General features: G+C 67.2%; 19 protein-coding genes. 9 read left to right on the top strand and 10 right to left on the bottom strand.

What is annotated here, in order from left to right:
* Nucleotides 1-205: 205 nt before the first annotated feature.
* Genes sigE through N2K98_RS12650 form a run of 3 tightly spaced genes read left to right on the top strand, consistent with a single transcriptional unit; the run spans nt 206 to nt 2,251 of the window.
* Nucleotides 206-814, top strand: coding sequence for an RNA polymerase sigma factor SigE (gene sigE / locus N2K98_RS12660; protein ID WP_255797105.1), 609 nt, complete (start codon nt 206-208; stop codon nt 812-814).
* 3 nt (nt 815-817) lie between these two features.
* Nucleotides 818-1,750: an anti-sigma factor family protein gene (locus N2K98_RS12655; protein ID WP_255865094.1), complete on the top strand. Its 933-nt coding sequence runs from the start codon at nt 818-820 to the stop codon at nt 1,748-1,750.
* A gap of 48 nt (nt 1,751-1,798) precedes the next feature.
* Nucleotides 1,799-2,251, top strand: coding sequence for a Sec-independent protein translocase family protein (locus tag N2K98_RS12650; protein WP_255865095.1), 453 nt, complete (start codon nt 1,799-1,801; stop codon nt 2,249-2,251).
* A 30-nt stretch (nt 2,252-2,281) separates the two neighbouring features.
* Here the strand turns inward: N2K98_RS12650 and N2K98_RS12645 are convergent, their stop codons facing one another.
* From N2K98_RS12645 to N2K98_RS12635, 3 genes are read right to left on the bottom strand one after another with little or no spacing between them, the layout of a single operon-like run.
* Nucleotides 2,282-3,502 (bottom strand): Mrp/NBP35 family ATP-binding protein, encoded by a 1,221-nt coding sequence (locus N2K98_RS12645; RefSeq protein ID WP_255865096.1) that lies wholly within the window; start codon nt 3,500-3,502, stop codon nt 2,282-2,284.
* Between the two features lie 4 nt (nt 3,503-3,506).
* The gene (locus N2K98_RS12640; protein WP_255797110.1) at nt 3,507-4,097 is read right to left on the bottom strand and encodes a DUF1003 domain-containing protein; all 591 of its coding nucleotides are present in this window, start codon (nt 4,095-4,097) and stop codon (nt 3,507-3,509) included.
* The gene (locus N2K98_RS12635; RefSeq protein ID WP_255797111.1) at nt 4,090-5,376 is read right to left on the bottom strand and encodes a magnesium transporter; all 1,287 of its coding nucleotides are present in this window, start codon (nt 5,374-5,376) and stop codon (nt 4,090-4,092) included. Before N2K98_RS12635 ends, N2K98_RS12640 begins: the two co-directional genes overlap by 8 nt.
* Before the next feature lie 119 nt (nt 5,377-5,495).
* Here N2K98_RS12635 and N2K98_RS12630 point away from each other — a divergent pair, with 119 nt between their 5' ends.
* On the top strand, nt 5,496-6,362 hold the full coding sequence (locus N2K98_RS12630; protein ID WP_255865097.1) for a general stress protein: 867 nt from the start codon (nt 5,496-5,498) through the stop codon (nt 6,360-6,362).
* A 282-nt stretch (nt 6,363-6,644) separates the two neighbouring features.
* Here the strand turns inward: N2K98_RS12630 and N2K98_RS12625 are convergent, their stop codons facing one another.
* Nucleotides 6,645-8,228: an aminopeptidase P family protein gene (locus tag N2K98_RS12625; protein ID WP_255865098.1), complete on the bottom strand. Its 1,584-nt coding sequence runs from the start codon at nt 8,226-8,228 to the stop codon at nt 6,645-6,647.
* A gap of 113 nt (nt 8,229-8,341) precedes the next feature.
* On the opposite strand from N2K98_RS12625, the gene N2K98_RS12620 reads away from it, so the two are divergent.
* Nucleotides 8,342-9,199: a PHP domain-containing protein gene (locus N2K98_RS12620; RefSeq protein ID WP_255865099.1), complete on the top strand. Its 858-nt coding sequence runs from the start codon at nt 8,342-8,344 to the stop codon at nt 9,197-9,199.
* 80 nt (nt 9,200-9,279) lie between these two features.
* On the opposite strand, the gene N2K98_RS12615 is transcribed toward N2K98_RS12620, so the two are convergent.
* Both N2K98_RS12615 and N2K98_RS12610 read right to left on the bottom strand, forming a co-directional pair.
* Entirely contained in the window at nt 9,280-10,176 is an 897-nt protein-coding gene (locus N2K98_RS12615) for a DNA-methyltransferase (protein WP_255797115.1), read from the bottom strand.
* Nucleotides 10,177-10,193: 17 nt separating this feature from the next.
* Entirely contained in the window at nt 10,194-11,870 is a 1,677-nt protein-coding gene (locus N2K98_RS12610; protein ID WP_407079987.1) for a DEAD/DEAH box helicase, read from the bottom strand.
* Nucleotides 11,871-12,236: 366 nt separating this feature from the next.
* Here N2K98_RS12610 and N2K98_RS12605 point away from each other — a divergent pair, with 366 nt between their 5' ends.
* Together N2K98_RS12605 and N2K98_RS12600 are read left to right on the top strand one after the other, a co-directional pair.
* Entirely contained in the window at nt 12,237-12,950 is a 714-nt protein-coding gene (locus N2K98_RS12605; protein WP_255865100.1) for a ferritin-like fold-containing protein, read from the top strand.
* A gap of 67 nt (nt 12,951-13,017) precedes the next feature.
* Complete coding sequence (locus tag N2K98_RS12600) at nt 13,018-13,872, top strand: SGNH/GDSL hydrolase family protein (protein ID WP_255865101.1); 855 nt, start codon at nt 13,018-13,020, stop codon at nt 13,870-13,872.
* A gap of 117 nt (nt 13,873-13,989) precedes the next feature.
* On the opposite strand, the gene N2K98_RS12595 is transcribed toward N2K98_RS12600, so the two are convergent.
* Genes N2K98_RS12595 through N2K98_RS12585 form a run of 3 tightly spaced genes read right to left on the bottom strand, consistent with a single transcriptional unit; the run spans nt 13,990 to nt 15,187 of the window.
* Nucleotides 13,990-14,289: a hypothetical protein gene (locus N2K98_RS12595; protein ID WP_255797118.1), complete on the bottom strand. Its 300-nt coding sequence runs from the start codon at nt 14,287-14,289 to the stop codon at nt 13,990-13,992.
* A 12-nt stretch (nt 14,290-14,301) separates the two neighbouring features.
* Nucleotides 14,302-14,526, bottom strand: a complete 225-nt coding sequence (locus tag N2K98_RS12590; protein WP_255797119.1) for a DUF3107 domain-containing protein — start codon at nt 14,524-14,526, stop codon at nt 14,302-14,304.
* A gap of 46 nt (nt 14,527-14,572) precedes the next feature.
* On the bottom strand, nt 14,573-15,187 hold the full coding sequence (locus N2K98_RS12585) for a TetR/AcrR family transcriptional regulator (RefSeq protein ID WP_229949779.1): 615 nt from the start codon (nt 15,185-15,187) through the stop codon (nt 14,573-14,575).
* Between the two features lie 118 nt (nt 15,188-15,305).
* Here N2K98_RS12585 and moeB point away from each other — a divergent pair, with 118 nt between their 5' ends.
* Nucleotides 15,306-16,496 carry a molybdopterin-synthase adenylyltransferase MoeB gene (moeB, locus tag N2K98_RS12580; protein WP_255865102.1) on the top strand — a complete coding sequence of 397 codons (1,191 nt, stop codon included), beginning with the start codon at nt 15,306-15,308 and terminating at the stop codon, nt 16,494-16,496.
* Between the two features lie 6 nt (nt 16,497-16,502).
* On the opposite strand, the gene N2K98_RS12575 is transcribed toward moeB, so the two are convergent.
* On the bottom strand, nt 16,503-17,846 hold the full coding sequence (locus N2K98_RS12575; protein ID WP_255865103.1) for a glutamyl-tRNA reductase: 1,344 nt from the start codon (nt 17,844-17,846) through the stop codon (nt 16,503-16,505).
* 143 nt (nt 17,847-17,989) lie between these two features.
* Here N2K98_RS12575 and hemE point away from each other — a divergent pair, with 143 nt between their 5' ends.
* Complete coding sequence (gene hemE, locus N2K98_RS12570; protein WP_255797122.1) at nt 17,990-19,051, top strand: uroporphyrinogen decarboxylase; 1,062 nt, start codon at nt 17,990-17,992, stop codon at nt 19,049-19,051.
* Nucleotide 19,052 lies beyond the last annotated feature (1 nt).

The following is a 19,052-nucleotide window of genomic DNA, read 5'->3' as shown; positions in this document are numbered from 1 at the left end:
CAGTGCTGCCTTGTCCCAGTACTAAAGGCGTGCTAACAGCCAACTCCCAGATTGATGCGTAAACATTGTTAATCGGTGATAAATGGCCCTCCGGACAACTTTGGGCCCACCCGGATTCCTTGCACCCTACGGGAAATGCTCGGGGCACACCGGGACTGCACCGGCTGCACTGATGGCACGCAGGTTGGAAGGAAGGAGGAAGACTATGGCAACGACGCCGGACACAGCAGCCGCGGACATGGCTGGGGAGTGGGTACGTCCCACTTGGGAGGAAGTGGTCCAGGCACACTCGGCGAAGGTATACCGGCTGGCCTATCGGCTGACCGGAAACAAACATGATGCCGAGGACCTGACCCAGGAAGTCTTCGTCCGGGTTTTCCGCTCGCTGGCCAACTTCCAGCCCGGCACCCTCGACGGCTGGCTGCACCGCATCACCACCAACCTATTCCTGGACCAGGCCCGGCGGCGCAGCCGGATCCGTTTCGACGGCATGACCGAGGAAACCTCCAGCAAGCTGCCCAGCAACGGGCCAGGCCCCGAACGAAGCTTCGAATTCAATAACCTCGACGTGGACATCGCCCGCGCCCTGGAGGAGCTGCCGCCGGACTTCCGCGCCGCGGTTGTCCTGTGCGATCTGGAGGGGCTTTCCTACGACGAGGTTGCCCGCGTATTGGACGTCAAGCTGGGCACCGTCCGGTCCCGGATCCACCGCGGCCGGGCAATGCTGAAGGAAAAGCTCGCCCACCGGGACCCGCAGGTGCCCCCGGCCGCCCGTTCACTGCTCAAACTGCCCCGAGTTGCGGGAGCCAGCTGAATAGTGCGACACCCCACACGGCATTTACGGAACTACATCGACGGCGAAACAACCCCGCAGCGCGAGCAGGCCATTGACGCTCACTTGTCCCGCTGCGCCTCGTGCCGCGCCGCGGTCGCGGAGGAACGCCGGCTGCGCAGCCGCCTGCGTGCCTTCCGGGTGCCCGATGCCGGTCCTGAACTTTCCGCCCGGATTGCGGGACGGGTGACGGCACTGCAGTCCGGCTGCCCGGAACCCGAAGGACGTCAGTCCGGGGCGGCGGCCAAGACCCTTGACCGGCGCAGCCATGCCTTGGCCGCAGCCGGGGCGGTAGCAGCAGCCGGGGCGGTGCTGCTCGGCGGTGCCTATTTTGCCGGCAGCATCCTCGAGGTTCCGGCGCAGACCGGTGCGCGTGCCGCCATGGCCGACGGCTGGGAGGAAGTTGCCCAAAGCGGCGACCTTGGAGCGGACCAGCTGCAGCTGCTTCGTGCGCATGGCTGGACCTGCCCCGAACTGGCGGATCTGGGCTTGAAACTGGAGTCCGCCCGCTCCCTCCGGGTCCAGGGGCGTCCCGCCGTCGAAATGACCTTCGCTGCTGCTGACGGGGAACAACTCCGGCTGGTGGAACAGCATCCGCTGCCGGGAGAGGACCACCAGCCCGTGATCAACGGCGTGACCGGCCGGACCGTCTCGGAAGACGGGTTCTCGGTTGCGGGGTCGCAGGCCGGCCCGGCTGTCTTCGGTTCCGATGAGCATCCCGGCCAGAAGGTCGTGGCAGCCGGCAGCGTCACCTACACCTTCGAGTCCAGCCAGCCGGAGAAATCGCTGCCCCGGGCGGTGGAGGAGCTTTCCCTGCTCGAATCCGCCCGCCTCGCCCGCACCGGCGGCGATTCCGAGCCGATGGAACGCATTGTCCGCGGCCTTTCCATGTTCACACGTACGGGCTGGAGCCTCTAGGGGAGCAGCGAGTGGCTCCCCGCTCCCGGGAAAAGGTAGTCTTCAAGAGTGGTAGGAATCAACGGTTACGAGTTCATCCTTCTGGCAATAATCGCCGTGGTGATACTAGGTCCCGAACGCCTGCCCGAATACGCTTCGCAGTTGGCCCGGCTGGTGCGGGAAGTGCGTCGGATGGCCTCCGGCGCCCGTGAGCAATTGCGTGAAGAAGTGGGCCCCGAGATTGACGAAGTGGACTGGCGGAAGCTGGATCCACGGCAGTACGACCCGCGACGCATCATTAAGGAAGCGTTGCTGGATGATTTCGACGACGCCGCCAAAGCGGTGAGCGGACGGCCGTCCGCAGCGCCCGCCCCTCCGGTTCCGGCGGCCCAGCCGGCAGCGGCTTCTGCCGCACCCGCAGCTGCTGCCGCGTCAGCAGCAGCGAGCCGGCCGCCTGCGGTGAAACCGCTGGAACGCCTCGCCGAGGGCCAGCCTGCACCGTTCGACATCGAAGCAACGTAGCGGCCACCGCTAAACCGTCACGCCCGCTGCCTAGACCGGGCTGACCCCGAGGCTGCGTCCGGCCAGGCCGCGCGGCCGGTGTGCCAGCTCCCGGGCAATCCGCCGCAGTTCGGCTGCGGCCGTTTCTGCGTCCTCCCGGGTGGTTCCCTCGGCGCCGACACCGCCGTCAGCAGCACTGACCGCACCTGTATCCGCCACCGTGGCGGCAGCGTCGGCCAGCACTACCGGCAGGCCGCCGTCGCCGCCTTCACGGAGGGCAACGTCGAGGGGGATGCTGCCCAGCAGCGGAACCGGATAGCCCAGCGTGTCGCCCAGCCGGCCGGACACCGCGGCGCCTCCGCCGGAGCCGAAGATCTCCAGGCGCTCACCGCCGGGCAGTGCGAGCCAGGACATGTTCTCGATCACGCCGGCGACCTTCTGCCCGGTCTGCCGGGCAACGCTGCCGGCGCGTTCGGCAACGTCCGCCGCGGCGCTCTGCGGCGTGGTAACCAGCAGGATCTCCGACCCCGGCAGGAGCTGCCCTACGGAAATGGCGATATCTCCGGTACCGGGAGGCAGGTCCAGGAAGAGCACGTCCAGGTCCCCGAAATACACATCGGTCAGGAACTGCTCCAGGGCACGGTGCAGCATGGGTCCGCGCCAGGCCACCGGCTGGTTGCCGTCCACGAACATGCCAATGGAGATGGTCTTGATGCCGTAGGCCACCGGCGGCAGGATCATCTCGTCCACGCGGGTGGGCGGCCGGGTGATTCCAAGGAGGCCGGGAACCGAGAATCCGTGGACGTCGGCGTCGACAATTCCCACCCGCAGCCCGAGCGAGGCCATGGCCGCCGCGAGGTTGACGGTGACGCTGGACTTGCCCACGCCGCCCTTGCCGCTGGCCACTGCATACACGCGGGTCAGCGAATCGGGGCGGTTGAAGGGGATGGTCCGCACCGGGTCGCCGCCGCGCAGCCGGTCCTTGAGCGCGTTGCGCTGCTCGGGAGTCATCACGTCCAGGTTCACGCCCACAGTGTTCACTCCGGGCACCGCGGCTAGCGCGCGCTCGACGTCGGCCGTGATGGTCTCCCGCAGCGGACAGCCGGCGATCGTGAGGAGTACGTCGACTACCACGCCGCCTTCGGCGTCGAGCCGTACGTCCTTGAGCATCCCGAGTTCGGTGATGGGCCGGCGCAGTTCCGGGTCCTGGACAGTGTCCAGGGCACGGAGCACCTGTGCTTCCAATGCGGAAGCTGGTTCGGATACTGGCACGGCTTTAGCGTTCCCTCCCGCCGGGATTGAGTTTGGGCATGCTGTCGGTGCTGTCCGAACTGCGGCGGCGGCGCCGCGTCCCGCCGTCCTCGCGGTCGTCATTGGCCTCGAGGAGTTCCTCCAGCAGCCCGCGGATTTCGGAGCGGACATAGTCACGGGTGGCAACCTCACGCAGGGCAATCCGCAGTTCGGCGATTTCCCGGGTGAGGTATTCGGTATCCATAAGGTTGCGCTCGGCGCGTTCGCGGTCCTGCCGGACGGAGACGCGGTCCCGGTCGTCCTGCCGGTTCTGCGCCAGCAGCAGCAGGGGAGCGGCGTAGGAGGCCTGCAGCGAGAGCATAAGCGTCAGGACGGTGAAGCCCAGGGCGGCACTGTCAAAGCGGGCGGATTCCGGCCCCCAGGTGTTCCAGGCCAGCCACACGAGGCAAAAGACCGTCATGTAGACCAGGAACTGCGGGGTGCCCATGAACCGGGCGAAATTCTCCGTGGCATGGCCGAAGGCGTCGGGGTTCGGGGAGAGCCGCGGCAGCCATCGGGTCCGTGCAGAGCGGGGAGTGTCGAGGCCGGTGGTTGTTGACTTGATCTTTTCAGCCATTTGTCCTTCCCTGCTGCGTTATCGGGCCGGTTTCGTCGGAGATGCGCCAGTCGTCCGGCAGCAGGTGGTCCAACACATCGTCCACCGTGACCGCACCCACCAGGCGTCCGGCGTCGTTGATTACCGGCAGCGAATTCAAGTTATAGGTGGCCAGCATCCGCGATACTTCGCTGATGGTGGCGTAGTCGCGGACCGGTTCCAGGTCCGTATCCAGGATGTTGCCCAGTGCCTCGGGCGGTGCCGAGCGCAGCAGCTGCTGGATGTGCACCACGCCGAGGTACTTCCCCGTGGGGGTTTCCAGCGGCGGCCGGCAGACGTAGATGGAAGAGGCAAGGGCGGGGGTGAGCTCTTCGCGGCGCACGTGTGCCAGTGCCTCCGCCACGGTGGCCTCGGGCGGAAGGATGACCGGCACGGGGGTCATCAGCGACCCCGCGGTGTCTTCCTCGTAGTTCAGCAGGCGCCGGACGTCGCGGGCGTCTTCGGGCTCCATGAGGGCAAGGAGCTCTTCCTTCTGCTCTTCGGGCAGTTCGTTGAGGAGGTCCGCGGCGTCGTCGGGGTCCATTTCCTCCAGCACGTCGGCGGCGCGTTCCACGTCGAGGGACTGCAGGATCTGGACCTGGTCGTCGTCGGGAAGTTCCTGCAGGACGTCGGCGAGGCGTTCGTCCTGCAGCTCGCTGGCCACTTCGATCCGGCGTTTGCCGCTCATCTCATGCAGGGCATCGGCAAAGTCGGCTGCCTTGAGGTCATCATTCTGGGCGACGAAGGACGTGGCGGCCTGCGGGCCGGTGGCGTCCCAGTGGGCAATGTCCTTCCAGTCCAGGATCATCTGTTCCCCGCGCCGGCGCAGGGAGCGCAGGCGGGAGGCAGAGCCGCCGCGGCGGACGAAGAGGTTGGAGACGTACCAGTCCCCGGCGCGGTTCTGCTCAATGGCGATGTCTTCAATGGTGGCCTCGCCGCTGCCGTCGCGCAGCTGTACCCGGCGGTCGAAGAGTTCCGCGACCACCAGCATCTCTGCTCCACGCTGTTCGAAGCGGCGCAGGTTGACCAGGCCGGTGCAGATGATCTGCCCGGGGTCCATGGAGGTGATGCGGGTGAGGGGGACGAAGACCCGCTTCTTGCCGGGAACCTCCACCACGATGCCCACGGCCTGGGGCGGGAGGCCCGGCCCGCGGTCCAGCACGACCGCATCGCGCAGCCGGCCGAGACGGTCACCCAGCGGGTCGAAGACGTCAAGGCCGAGCAGGCGCGCAATAAAGACTCGGGTTGGATTTGTACTCACCTTATAAGGCTACTTTGTGCCCGCCGGTAACGCGTTATCACGGGGTACGAGGGAGGTGAGTCCGTTCACTGCGAGCGATACGTTCACCGTCCGGGGCAGGTATGCGCGAGAATGGAGCAATGTCGAACCTATTTGGTGCCACCCCTCCGCGTGATGCGGGCCGCAGCTTGCCCAAGGGTGAAACGGTGGGCCGGTATACGGCTTACCTCGACGCCCAGAAGGCCGTGGACTACCTTGCCGACAGCAAGTTCCCGGTCCAGCTGGTCTCCATTGTCGGCAACGAACTCAAGTCCGTTGAACGGGTGACCGGCCGGCTGACCTACCCCCGGGTGGCGCTTTCGAGCGCACTCACGGGCGCCTGGTTCGGCCTCTTTGTCGGGCTTGCCCTGATGCTGTTCGGGGGCAGTGCCGCCGCGATCTCCCTCCTTCCGTCCATGGCCCTGGGTGCCGTGTTCTGGGTACTCTTCGGGGTCCTGGCCTATGCCCTGCAGCGCGGGCGCAGGGACTTCACCTCCACCAGCCAGGTCATTGCCACCAGCTACGACGTCATTGTGGCCCCCGAGGCGGCCAACGACGCCCGGCAGCTGCTGCACCGGCTGCCGATGGTCGGACAGGCAGGGCACCCGCAGGCGCCGGCCGGCCAGCGCCAGGACCCCCAGCGCCCGCCCGCAGGCGGACCTCAGGCCCCGGAACGTCCCTCCGGCTGGGCCAACCCTTACGGCCAGCCCGCTCCGGACTCCGATCCCGCAGGGCAGTCCCCGGCCGATGCCGGGCGGCAGCTGCCTGCAGGAGCAGACGCCGCAGCCAAGCCCACGACGCCGCGCGGCCAGTTCCCCGACCTTCCTGACGGCCGCCCGCAGTACGGCGTCCGGCGTCCGGCGCAGCCTGCAGTGCAGCCTGAATCCGTGCAGCCCGATTCTGCGCAGCCCGCCGTTCCGGAACAGGATTCGGGTTCTCCTCAGGGTTCAGAGCAGCCCCGCCAGTAGGTCTCCCGGCGTATCCTATGAGGCCCGCACCCCCAGGGGTGCGGGCCTTTTTCGTGCCTTCGCTTCGGATTGGGTAAAGCCCCTCGTTATGTCCGGTTCCCTGCGCCGCGCGGCGAGGGGATCCGGACAAACCGCAGGGATCCCGACAAACCGCAGGAGTCCGGACACACCGCAGGGGATCTGACAAACCGCAGGAGTATGTCCATGCGGTCGGCGGGAACGCAAAAAGGTCCGCATCCTTTCGAGGATGCGGACCTTTTTACCTAAACCGGAAACCGGAGGTTACTCGGCAGCGTAGATGCCTGCCATCCAGTCTTCGACGTCGCCCGGGTTACGCGGCAGGGCGTCGCTGAGGTTCACGGGCCCGTCGGCGGTGATGAGGACGTCGTCCTCAATCCGCACGCCGATGCCACGGTATTCCTCGGGTACGGACAGGTCGGTGTCCTTGAAGTAGAGACCCGGTTCGATGGTGAAGACCATGCCCTCGGTGATGGTGCCGTCCAGGTACAGCTCGGCCCGGGCCTGGGCACAGTCGTGCACGTCCATGCCCAGGTGGTGGCTGACGCCGTGCGGCATCCACCGGCGGTGCTGCTGGCCTTCGGGGGACAGTGCTTCCTCGAGCGGCACGGGCAGCAGGCCCCAGCTGTCCAGGCGTTCGGCCAGGACCTTTACGGCTGCAGCGTGGACGTCGCGGAACTTGGCGCCCGGCTTGGCGGCTTCGAATCCGGCGTCTGCGGCGTCGAGTACTGCCTGGTATACCCGGCGCTGGACCTCCGTGTAGGTTCCGTTGACGGGCAGGGTGCGGGTGACGTCCGCGGTGTAGAGGCTTTCGGCCTCCACTCCACCGTCCAGCAGCAGCAGGTCCCCGGCGTGGACGGCGCCGTTGTTGCGGATCCAGTGCAGGACCGTGGCATTGTTGCCGGAGGCGGCAATGGTGTCGTAGCCGAGGTCGTTGCCCTCCTCCCGGGCGCGGGCAAAGAAGGCGCCTTCGACGACGCGTTCGCCGCGGGGGTGGGAAATGGCGCGGGGGAGTGCCTTGACCACTTCGGTGAAGCCGTTGACCGTGGCGGCCACGGCAGCCTTCATCTGCTCGATCTCCCATTCGTCCTTGACCAGGCGGAGTTCCGACAGGGCTTCGGTCAGTTCGCCGTCGAGGGCATCCAGGGCGCTGAGGTCGGCGTTCTCCGGGTCCAGGGCGGTGTTGTAGCGGACGGTGTCCACCAGGGCGTCGACCATTTCGTCGACACTGCGGAGCAGGCGTACGGAGATGCCACCGAACTGCGGGTCTCCGACGTTGTTGGTGATGGCGGTTTCCGCCTCGTCGAGGTGCCGGGTGGGCAGGCCGATCAGCGCGCTGATCTCCGCCAGGCCGAGCCGGTTCCCGATCCAGAAGGAGCCGTAGCGTGCGTTGGAGTAGAACTCGTCGCTGTCCGTGCCGGCGAGCGGGCGGAAGTACAGCACGGCGGTGTGGTTGCCGCCGTCGTCTCCCGCGCCGGGTTCGGTGGGCTCCATCACGAGCACGGCATCGGGTTCGCGGTCCACGCCGAGGCCGGTCAGGTGCGCAAAGCCGGAGTGCGGGCGGAAACGGTAATCGGTGTCGTTGGACCGCACCTTCAGCGGGCCGGCCGGAATGACCAGCCGTTCGCCGGGGAAACGCTTGGAAAGGGCCCGACGGCGGCGCGCTGCGAACGGCGCCACGGCGTCGGCTTCGGGCAGCTCACCGGATTCCGCGGCCCAGCCGGAAGACATGAACTTCTTGAAGGCTTCCGAGGAGGGACGCTGGGACCGGTTGTTGACCCGGTCTTCGAGCGGCTGGCCTTCGGAGGGCTCGGGCAGGGATGTCGTCGAATTCGCTTCAGTAGTCACCACTCCATCGTCTCACTGCCTCCGGGAGGGGCAAAACACCCCTCCGATGCCCGGCCTTTCCCTTCCGGCCCCACCGGACGGGCGTAGGCCGCCCGGGGGCGTAGATTGAAAGCGTGAGAATTGACCTGCATACCCACTCCTGCGTCTCCGACGGCACCGAGCAGCCGGCAGATGTTATCGCCTCCGCTGCGAAGGCCGGGCTGGACGCCATTGCACTGACCGATCACGATACGACGGCGGGCTGGGCCGACGCCGCCGCTGCCGCGCAGGAGCACGGGATCACCTTCGTTCCGGGTATGGAGGTGTCCTGCCGCAGCCGCGAGGGGATCAGCGTCCATGTGCTGTCCTATCTGCACGATCCGGCCCATCCGGGACTGCTCGAGGAGATCGCCCGGTCCCGCGCGGCCCGGGTTACCCGGGCAGAACTGATGGTGCAGCGTTTGGCGGAGGATTTCCCCATCGACTGGGACTCGGTGCAGGAACAGGTGGCCCCGGGAGCAACCATCGGCCGGCCGCACATTGCCGACGCACTGGTAGCTGCCGGTGTGGTCCCGAACCGGTCGGCGGCCTTCAGCGGCATCCTGACCGCGCGGTCGCCGTACTTCGTGGCGCATTACGCGCCGGACCCGGCACGGGCAGTGGAACTGGTCCGGCAGGCCGGCGGAGTCCCGGTCTTCGCGCACCCGGTGGCGTCCTCCCGCGGCCGGGTGGTGGGGGAGGAAACCTTCACCGAAATGATCGACGCCGGGCTGCTGGGCGTGGAAGTCAACCACCGGGACAATCCCGAGCAGGGCAGGGAATGGCTGCGCAGGCTGGCGAAGGATAATGACCTGCTGGTCACCGGCTCCAGCGATTACCACGGGACCGGGAAACCCAATCTCCTGGGCGAATTCACCACGGAGCCGGCAGTGCTGGAACGCATAGCCGAGCTCGGGACCGGTGCCGCCGTCGTCGGCCCCCTGCCGCAGTAGGGCGGGCCGCCGCGCCAGGGGGCGGACCAACGCGGCGCGCTGACCCGCCAGCAGGCGGCGGACCGCTCCGAAAGCAGGGCTTAGGGACCGGCAGCGGGAAGCGGTGAACCCGTTTCGGCGGAGACCACGGTGGCCGCGGAACCCAGCCGCCGGGCCATAACCTCGATCGCCTGCGGATTGGCGTCCACGCAGACAAACTTGCGGCCCAGCTTGGCCGCAACGGCACCCAGCGTTCCGGACCCGGCAAAGAAATCCAGGACCCAGTCGCCCTCGCGGCTGCTGGCAGCGACGGCACGCCGAAGCAAACCCTCGGGTTTCTGGGTGGGATAGCCGGTCTTTTCCCGGCCGGTGGGGGAAACGATGGTGTGCCACCAGACGTCGGTCGGCAGCTTGCCCAGGGCCACCTTTTCGGGTGTCACCAGGCCCGGAGCCATGTACGGTTCCCGGTCCACTTCGGCGTTGTCGAAATGGTACGCATCCGGGTTCTTTACGTAGACCAGGATGTTGTCGTGCTTGGCCGGCCACCGGTTCTTCGCCCGGCCGCCATAGTCGTAGGCCCAGATGATTTCATTCAGGAAGCAGTCCCGGCCGAACAGGGCGTCCAGCATGACCTTCGCATAGTGCACCTCGCGGTAATCCAGGTGCACGTACAAGGTGCCGTCGTCGGCCAGCAGGCGCCAGGCCTGCGCGAGCCGGGGTTCCAGGAACGCCCAGTAATCCTCGAAGGCGTCGTCGTAGCTGGAGAGCAGGCCCTTGACCGTGCTGTAGCTGCGGCCCTTGAATCCGATCCGGTCGCCGCTGCCGTCGGCGCTGCGGACCATGGTGGTCTGCTGCCGGCGCTGGGACCGCCCGGTGTTGAAGGGCGGGTCCACGTAAATCATGGTGAAGGAGCCGTCCGGCAGGGTCGGGAGGAACTCCGCGTTATCCGCGTGTACCACCAGCGACCCGCCGTCAGACGTCCACAAAGGGGTGCTCATGCAGGCCTACGTCGGCGCTATTCGGCGGCCGGGCCGGTCTTGGGAACAACCTCGCCGTTGCGGCGGCGGGTCCGGCTGCGGCGCGGGCGGTCCGTGGCTGCGCCGTCCGCGGCAGGTGCCGCGGTCCGGGTTTCGGCCGGGCGGGATTCAGCGGTCCGCGCCTCGCCGGTGCGTGCCTCGCCGGAGCGGGCGCTGCCGCGCCGCGATCCGTCCCGTGCTCCGCCGCCGCGGGATCCGGCACCCCGGTCGGAACCGGAACGGTTGCCGTCGCGGCTGGAGGAGCTGCTGCGGCCGCCGGATTTGCCGGTTTCCCCGAGGTCCTCGATCTTTTCGGCATCAATGCCTGCATGGGTGCGTTTGTTGCGCGGCAGGCGTCCCTTGGTGCCTTCGGGGATATCGAGGTCCGTGTACAGGTGCGGTGAGGAGGAGTAGGTTTCCACCGGCTCCGCCTGGTCCAGGCCCAGGGCCTTGTTGATCAGGCCCCAGCGGGGGACATCGTCCCAGTCCACGAACGTCACTGCGGTGCCCTTGTTGCCGGCACGGCCGGTGCGGCCAACGCGGTGCAGGTAGGTCTTCTCGTCTTCGGGGCACTGGTAGTTGATTACGTGGGTGACGTCGTCGACGTCGATGCCGCGCGCGGCGACGTCGGTGGCCACCAGCACATCCACCTTTTCATTGCGGAAAGCGCGCATGGCCTGCTCGCGGGCGCCCTGGCCGAGGTCGCCGTGCATGGCGGCAACGGCGAAACCGCGGTCCACGAGTTCTTCGGACAGCTTGGCGGCAGTGCGCTTGGTCTTGGTGAAGATGATGGTGCGGCCGCGGCCGCGTGCCTGCAGGATGCGGGAAACCACTTCGCTCTTATCGAGGTTGTGGGCCCGGTAGACCACCTGGCGGATGTCCTTCTTGGTCAGGCCTTCGTCGTCGGGATCCGCGGCCCGGATGTGGGTGGGCTTGGTCATGTAGCGGCGGGCCATCGAAACGACGGCGCCGGGCATGGTGGCCGAGAACAGCAGGGTCTGGCGCACGGCGGGCGTGGCGGCCATCAGAGTTTCGACGTCGGGCAGGAAGCCGAGGTCCAGCATCTCGTCGGCCTCGTCAAGGACCACCAGCCGCACATTCTTCAGCGAGAGGTGCTTCTTGTTGTAGAGGTCGATCAGGCGGCCCGGGGTGCCGACCACGATTTCGACGCCGGCGGCCAGGGCCTCCGTCTGCGGCTCGTAGGCACGGCCGCCGTAGATGGTGACGATGCGGGCACCGCGCCGGCGGGCAGCGGTGGTGAGGTCGCCCGCCACCTGGACGGCCAGTTCACGGGTGGGCACCACGATCAGGGCCTGCGGTGCGCCGGGGACGGCGAGTTCGGCGTAGCCCTTGTCTTCCGGGCCCACCACGCGCTGCAGCGCGGGAATACCGAAGCCGAGCGTCTTGCCGGTGCCGGTCTTCGCCTGGCCGATGATGTCGTGGCCGCTGAGGGCAACGGGCAGGGTCATCGACTGGATGGGGAAGGGATGCGTGATGCCGGCGTCGGCGAGGGACTCGACAATGTCTGACCGGACACCGAAATCGGCGAAGGTCAGTTCGGGGATTTCCTCGGCCCGGGCCTTAACGGCCAGGGAATCCGCGACGGTCAGTTCTTCGGTGCTGTCATCGGCAGTGAGGTGACGATCGTCATCAACCTGGGAAAGTTCAGTGTTCAATTAAATACCGTTCAGTTTAGGCAGCGCGGGGGCGCCAGGCTCGACGAGTGGCTGTTACAGCCCATTACGGAGCGGATGGCACGCACGCGGTGCGTCCAGCGGAAGCCGATCGCGGGCTAACAACTGCGGGCCGCCTGTGCTCCATTGGCCACGGCGGCGGCCGATAATTCAAGATCGCGTAGGGTTTGCGGGTCTGGTCAATACAGCAACAAAATGACACTTCTCATGCACTTCACATGACAATTCATACGACAGACGACCGGGCATCCAGTTTCTACCTCCCCAGTCTACCCGCCAGCCGCTGATCGCTGCGCATCCGGCGGCCCGGCGCGGTCCCGGGCGGCGCCGGCAGGTACGCTGGCGGGTATGACTAACGGGCACCATTCGGATCATCCGGCCGCTCCCGGGGCGGCCCCGCAGCACACCGGCGAGACCTATCAGCGGTTCCTCACGGATCTCTTCGGCGCGATCGCCTACGGCGAACTGTCGGCGTTTGAACGGATGTCTTCCGACGCCCGGTTTTCCCCCACGCTGCATGACCGTGCCACGCTCGGACGCCTGGCCGTGCATGAATACGCGCATTTCGAGTTGATCTGCGCCCGGCTCAGTGCCATGGGAGCGGACCCCGAAGAAGCCATGCGGCCCTTCCAGCCCTCGGTGGACGCGTTCCACGACCGCACCCGGCCGGCCGACTGGTACGAGTCGCTGATGAAGTTCTACGTCACGGACGCCATTTCCGACGATTTCTACTCCGCGGTGGCCTCCCGGCTCGATGCGGAAACAAACAGCCTGTTCCAAGGCCTGAAGGCTACGGAACAGCCCGGCGAAATCCTGCTCGGCAGGTTGCGGGAGGCCCTTGCGGATGACCCGCGGCTGGCCTCGCGGCTGGCCCTCTGGGGCAGGCGGCTGGTGGGCGAAGCCCTGACCCAGGCCCAGCGGGTCCTCATTGAACGGGCCTTCCTGGGCGGGCTGTTCGACGACGGCGGCCAGGACGCCGTCGACGCCGAAATCAAGTCGCTCACGGCGCAGCTGACGCGAAACCACTCCAAGCGGATGAGTCTCCTCGGCCTGACGGCTTAGCCCTGCGGTACGCTTCCCCCGTACGGAAGCGCTGGCTGCGGCCGGAGACGGCTGCAGGGAGAATCTTTTGCGGGGGAAAGCAACACGGAAGTGGGCGCGGGGTGCCCTGGCCGCAGCGGTTTCTGCGGTCCTGCTTCTGGCCGCCGCACCGGCTGTCCGGCCGGACCCCGGAGCCGGCGGGACGGCGTCGGTACTTCCCGCGGGCGGCGCCGCCTCCGCGGAAGCTTCGCCCGAGCCGGCGGTGATCCGGCCCAGTGAAACAGCTCCCCCCGCGGCCCCGGCTGCCGGATCGCTGGTTTATATGCCCCAGACCGGCCGGACGATGTCCGTAGTTCCGGGAGTGGAGGACTCCGCCCTGGTGATCGGCGACTCGCAGGCCGGTCCGGACACCTGGGTGGGGCAGGGGCTGGAGCAGGCCGGATACCCCGCAATCATCAGGGGTGCAGGCGGAACCGGTTACGTCCAAGGGAACGGCTCAGTGGCCGGATATGCCCGGGCGCTGGAAGCACACCAGTGGCTGCTCCCGTGGGGCACGCCGCGGTTGATCGTGCTGCAGGGCGGCGGGAACGACACCGCCCATCCAGCCGCAGACATCCGTACCGAAGCGCTCCGCCTAATCGGCGACCTGCGGCAAAGCTACCCGTCCGTCCGGATTGTCATGGTGGGGGTCATCGGTGACGGCACGGGACGGCGTAGCGAGGTGGACGGGGTGCTCGCCGCCGTGGCCGCGGAACAGGGAATCGACTTCCTTACCCCGGGGGACTGGTGGGCGCGGTACGGACTGAACGGCCAACTGCGGCCGGACGGAAGGCACCTGAGCCCGGAAGGACATCGGGTAGCGGCCGGCGTCTTCGCACGCGAACTGGCCCGGATGATGCCGCCTGCCGTCCCGCAGGCGCGGCCATATCATGCGGTCCCCTAATCCCCGTTGCCGTAACCCAGGAACGGACCCTATGGGACACGAAGAAAGGGCGGTGCCGAAGCACCGCCCTTTTCTCTTATCCTGTTGCCGTTTCCGGGTGACACCGAACAACGGGAGCTACAAACGCAGGATGCGTTCCGTCTCCGCCGTGTCCGCCCTGGCGCGGCTGCGTCCGATCGGAACGGCCGCCACAAGCGGCGCCAGGATGGACACTGCCACCGGGACGGCCCAGCCGATCCAGTCCGCTTCGAAGGCAGTAACTCCGGCTGCGCGCAGTGCCAGCCACGTGATGAGCGCAGCGCACACGGCGATGCCAGGGAGCAGCAGCGCGCCGTATAGGGCACGGTGGCGGTCCGCAGCCCACACTGCGAACCCCGCGGCAACCGCGGTCAGCGTGACCAGGATCAGGCTAAGCATGGAAGCGGCGGGTCAGAGGGCGCCGAAACCGACGCGGCGGACTTCCTCGGCACCGATCTCGACGTAGCCGATGGATGCACCGGGAACAACGATCAGCCGGCCCTTGACGTCCTTGAGCCGGAGCAGGGCGCCGTTGGCGAGGGACTGCTCCACTGCGTCGGCAACCTCATCAGCGCTCTGGCTGGATTCGAAGACAATTTCGCGGGCTACATTCTGAATGCCGATTTTTACTTCCACCGTGGTGCCTCCTGATTAACGATTTACGAACTGATCGAAATCTACTCTAGATCTCCTTGGGGAACCGGCTGATTCCGCGCCAAGCTAAACGGTAAACCAGCTCGCTTGCCGCATCGATGTCCAGGCCGCCGTCGGTTTCCAGCCAATACCGCGCGCTCACCTGCGCCATTCCGGCCAGGGCGCGGCCGAGCAGGGTGGCCTCGAGATGGGACAGCTTGGTGTCTTCGGCAATCACGCCGGCAATGCTGTTCGCGAAGCGGGCATTGAATTCCTCAATGCGGGCGCTGACCTCGGCGTCATTGGTGAGGTCGGATTCAAAAACCATCCGGTGCCCCTGGCTGTCCTGCGCGACGAAGCGGAAATAGGCCCGCATGGTCTCGCGGACCCGAAGCTTATTGTCCGTGGTGGAGTTCAAGGCGGTCCGCAGGAACTCCGTCAGCGTGTTCAGGTGGTTGTCCAGCAGGGCCATGTACAGCTCCCGCTTGCCGGGGAAGTGCTGATAGAGCACGGGTTTGCTGACGTGCGCCGCTTCGGCGATCTCGTCCATGGCTGCACCGTGGAAGCCGTTACTGACAAACACTTCCTGCGCTGCGCTTAGCAGCTGCCGGCGGCGTTCCTCCCGGGGGAGCCGAACCGGTTTACCGGCTGCCTGGTTACTCACTGGTGGACCTCTCAACAGTTCCGGAGCCCTGAGCTGCACGGACAATGACCCTTAGTTTACCCGCGGGTATTCCAAGCGACAGGTCCCACCGCCATACCTGTGGCTTAGATTGGACTTCATGACCTTAGCAAGTGCATCCGTCCCGGTCGGGGAACTACCTGCTTTGGTGGCGCCCGGCGCGGACCTCACCCGCGACGAAACCGAACGCTACTCACGGCACCTCATCATCCCGGGATTCGGGTCCACGGCGCAGCGCCGGCTGAAGAACGCCAGGGTGCTGGTGGTCGGGGCCGGCGGGCTGGGCTCTCCGGCGCTGCTGTATCTGGCTGCGGCGGGAGTGGGCACGCTCGGCGTTGTCGACGACGACGTCGTGGATGTCTCCAACCTTCAGCGCCAGGTTATCCACGGCGTATCCGACGTCGGTACCCCCAAAGCGGAGTCCGCGGCCCGCTCCGTGGCGGAGCTGAATCCGCTGGTCGAGGTGGTCCTGCACCGGGAGCGGCTGGACAACTCCAACGTCCTGGCGATCTTTTCCGGTTATGACCTGATTGTGGACGGCACTGATAATTTCGCCACCCGCTACCTGATCAACGACGCCGCCGAAATCCTGGGCAAGCCGTACGTCTGGGGTTCGATCCTCCGCTACGACGGGCAGGTGAGCGTCTTCTGGGGCAAACACGGGCCCACCTACCGCGATCTGTTCCCGCAGGCGCCGCCGGCCGGCTCCGTTCCTTCCTGCGCGGAAGGGGGCGTGCTCGGGGTGCTCTGTGCGCAGATCGGCTCGGTCATGGTCAATGAGGCCATCAAGCTGATCACCGGAACCGGCAGGACCCTGCTGGGCCGGGTCCTGGTCTTCAACGCCCTGGAGATGAGCTGGCGCGAACTTCGGGTCCGGCGTGACCCGGAGGCCCTGCCCGTGACTGAGCTGAGCGATTACCAGGCGTTCTGCGGCATTACGCCGGCGGAGCCTGTACCCGCCGGGGCGGAAGTGGACGTGGCCGTGCTGCGGGACCTGCTGGCCGAACGCTCGGCCGGGTTCCGGGACTTCGAACTGCTGGACGTCCGGGAGCCGGGGGAACACGACATTGTCCGCATCGAGGGGGCCCGGCTGGCGCCGCGGGGCGCCGTGCTGGCGGGGGAGTTCCGGCCGGAGCCGGGACGGCCGGTATACGTGCACTGCAAATCAGGGGTGCGGTCCGCCGAGGTCGCGGCCTACCTGCGCGGCGCCGGCTATCCCGAGGTCTACAACGTCACCGGCGGGATCCTGGAATGGGTGCGCCGGGTGGAACCGGAGAAACCGGTCTACTGAAACGCCCTACGCGGACTTCGGTTCGGCGTCGTCGGATTCGGCGGCGCCGTCGTCCGCAGCCGAACCGGCATCTTTGGCGGGCGCTGCGGGCTCGCTGCGCTCCACCGTGATCCCGTACAGGGCTTCAAGGCCCCGGATGTAGTCCTCCTGCTGGCCGCTTGCGGCCAGTTCCCGGGCGCGGACGGTGGGAACGTGGAGCAACTGCTTGACCATGCGGCGCATGGCGAACTCCACTTCCTGGGCGGCGCCGGTGCATCCGTGCTGGGCGCGGACCTTCTCCAGCTCCGATTCCAGTACGTCCAGGGTGTGCCGGCGCAGGGCCACGATGGCTGAGTCCATTTCACGGCTGAGCTGCTGCTTGGAAAAGTTCTTCGCGGCATCGGCAACAATGGTGCTCGCCTGCTTCAGCGACTCGGCCTGCTCGGCCGGTGCGGCCAACCGGACGGACTCCAGGGTGATCAGTTCGACGCCGTCGATCTCGCGGACGGCCGGATCGAAGTCGTGCGTCAGGGCCAGGTCGATGATGATCAGCGGCTTGCCTGCTTCGGCGCGGACGCGGCGGACATCATCGGCGCTGACCTGGCTGTCGCTGCCGCTGCAGCCGATGACGACGTCGGCCCGGGTCAGGGCCCCGGGCAGGGACGAACGGGTCAGGGGCTTCCCGCCCCGGGAGGCGGCAAAGGACTCTGCGCGGTTGGAGGAGGAGTAGACGCTGATGTCGGTGCAGCCGCGCTCCTTGAGCAGGGCCATGGTGGCGCCGGCGTAGGCGCCGGTGCCGAAAACCACCACTGACTTCTTTGACCAGTCGCGGTTCTCGGACAGGTCCGTAGCCAGGCCCAGGGCAACCGAAACAATGGAAAGCCCCCGTTTACCGAGGGCTGTAAGGGCACCGACGTCCTTGGCGGTGCGGGAAGCGGTTTGGAATAAGCGGGTGAGGCCGCCGCTGGCGGTTCCGCTCTCCTGGGCTTCAATGAGGGCCCGGCGGACCTGGCCGGCGATTTCGCGTTCGCCTACGACGGCGGAATCCAGTCCCGCGCCGACCGCGAACAGGTGCTGGGGAACGGACTCGCCGGTGTTCGTGGCAAAGGAACGGGATACAAGGTCTTCGCTCATGCCGGAGTGCCGGCTGATTTCTGCAACAACAGCGGAGCGGGCGGCTTCAATATCCGCTTCCGAGCCGGTCTCGCAATACACCTCCAGCCGGTTGCAGGTAGCGAGGACAACGGAGCCGGAGACGGCGCTTCCGGAATCGACCAGCGAAGACGAGACCTCGGATGCGCCGGCACTCAGCCGGGCGACAGTCTCCAGGTCTACGTCGGTGTGCGTAGCAATGAGGGAAAGTAGAACCACAGTAGGTCAATACTAGCCACGCCGGGGAGGATACCTTCAATCGGACTGCCCGATTTCAGCCTTTAGGGGTGTGAGAAGCGCCACGGCGGCCGCCGGGAGGGGCCCGGTTATGGCTTGTCCCGGATTTTGGGGAGAATCAAGGTATGACTCTTAGCGCCACGCACCCGCTGCTGGACGGCCGCACGGCCGATTCCCCCCTGATCACCGCGTACCGCGGCGGAACCCCCGCCCGCCGCCCCGTGTGGTTTATGCGTCAGGCCGGCCGTTCCCTGCCCGAGTACCTGAAAGCCAGGCAGGGCATCGGGATGCTGGAATCCTGCCTCCGGCCAGAGCTGGCGGCGGAGATCACCCTGCAGCCGGTGCGCCGCCACGACGTGGATGCCGGCATCTTCTTTTCCGACATCGTTATTCCGCTGAAACTGGCCGGCGTGGACGTGGACATCGTTCCCGGCGTCGGACCCGTGCTGGGCAGCCCGGTGCGTACCGCCGCCGACGTCGCCGCCCTGCCGCGGCTGACCGAAGAGGCATTGGAGCCGATCCGGGAAGCCGTGCGGCTGACGGTCGCCGAGCTCGGTTCCAAGCCGCTGATCGGATTCGCCGGCGCGCCGTTCACCCTGGCCGCCTACATGGTCGAGGGCAAGCCGTCCCGCGACCACCTCGGCCCGCGCACCATGATGCATGCTGACCCCGATGCCTGGCAGGCGCTGACCGCCTGGGCGGCCGACGCGTCCGGAATGTTCCTGCGCGCGCAGCTGGAAGCGGGCGCCAGTGCCGGCCAGCTCTTCGATTCCTGGGCCGGTTCCCTCGGCCTGGCCGACTACGTCAAGCACGTAGCACCGGCCTCCTCCCGTGCCTTGGACCATGTGCGCGGCCTCGGTGCCCCGCTGGTGCATTTCGGCACCGGCACGTCCGAGCTGCTGGTGGCCATGCGCGACGTCGGCGTGGACGTTGTCGGCGTGGATTACCGGCTGCCGCTGGACGAAGCCAACCGCCGACTCGGCGGCACGACGCCGCTGCAGGGCAACATCGACCCCGCACTGCTGAGCGCGCCGTGGGACATCCTGGAAGCACATGTCCGCGAAGTCCTTGCCGCAGGCGCAGCCGCTCCGGGCCACGTGGTCAACCTGGGCCACGGCGTGCCGCCGGAAACCGACGCAGCCGTCCTGACGCGGGTGGTTGAACTGATTCACTCGGTGGAGCCGTAGG

Origin of the sequence: Arthrobacter jinronghuae (assembly GCF_025244825.1) — a bacterium.
Classification (GTDB): domain Bacteria; phylum Actinomycetota; class Actinomycetes; order Actinomycetales; family Micrococcaceae; genus Arthrobacter_B; species Arthrobacter_B jinronghuae.
The sequence above is the reverse complement of the archived record's forward strand: the minus strand, read 5'-3'. Positions and strand labels throughout refer to the sequence as shown.

Bases quoted from the DNA above. Each gene is read 5' to 3' on its own strand.
- sigE (WP_255797105.1), top strand. From the start codon at position 206: ATGGCAACGACGCCGGACACAGCAGCCGCGGACATGGCTGGGGAGTGG.
- N2K98_RS12640 (WP_255797110.1), bottom strand. From the start codon at position 4,097: ATGGCTGAAAAGATCAAGTCAACAACCACCGGCCTCGACACTCCCCGC.
- N2K98_RS12630 (WP_255865097.1), top strand. From the start codon at position 5,496: ATGTCGAACCTATTTGGTGCCACCCCTCCGCGTGATGCGGGCCGCAGC.
- N2K98_RS12615 (WP_255797115.1), bottom strand. From the start codon at position 10,176: ATGAGCACCCCTTTGTGGACGTCTGACGGCGGGTCGCTGGTGGTACAC.
- N2K98_RS12605 (WP_255865100.1), top strand. From the start codon at position 12,237: ATGACTAACGGGCACCATTCGGATCATCCGGCCGCTCCCGGGGCGGCC.
- N2K98_RS12595 (WP_255797118.1), bottom strand. From the start codon at position 14,289: ATGCTTAGCCTGATCCTGGTCACGCTGACCGCGGTTGCCGCGGGGTTC.
- moeB (WP_255865102.1), top strand. From the start codon at position 15,306: ATGACCTTAGCAAGTGCATCCGTCCCGGTCGGGGAACTACCTGCTTTG.
- hemE (WP_255797122.1), top strand. From the start codon at position 17,990: ATGACTCTTAGCGCCACGCACCCGCTGCTGGACGGCCGCACGGCCGAT.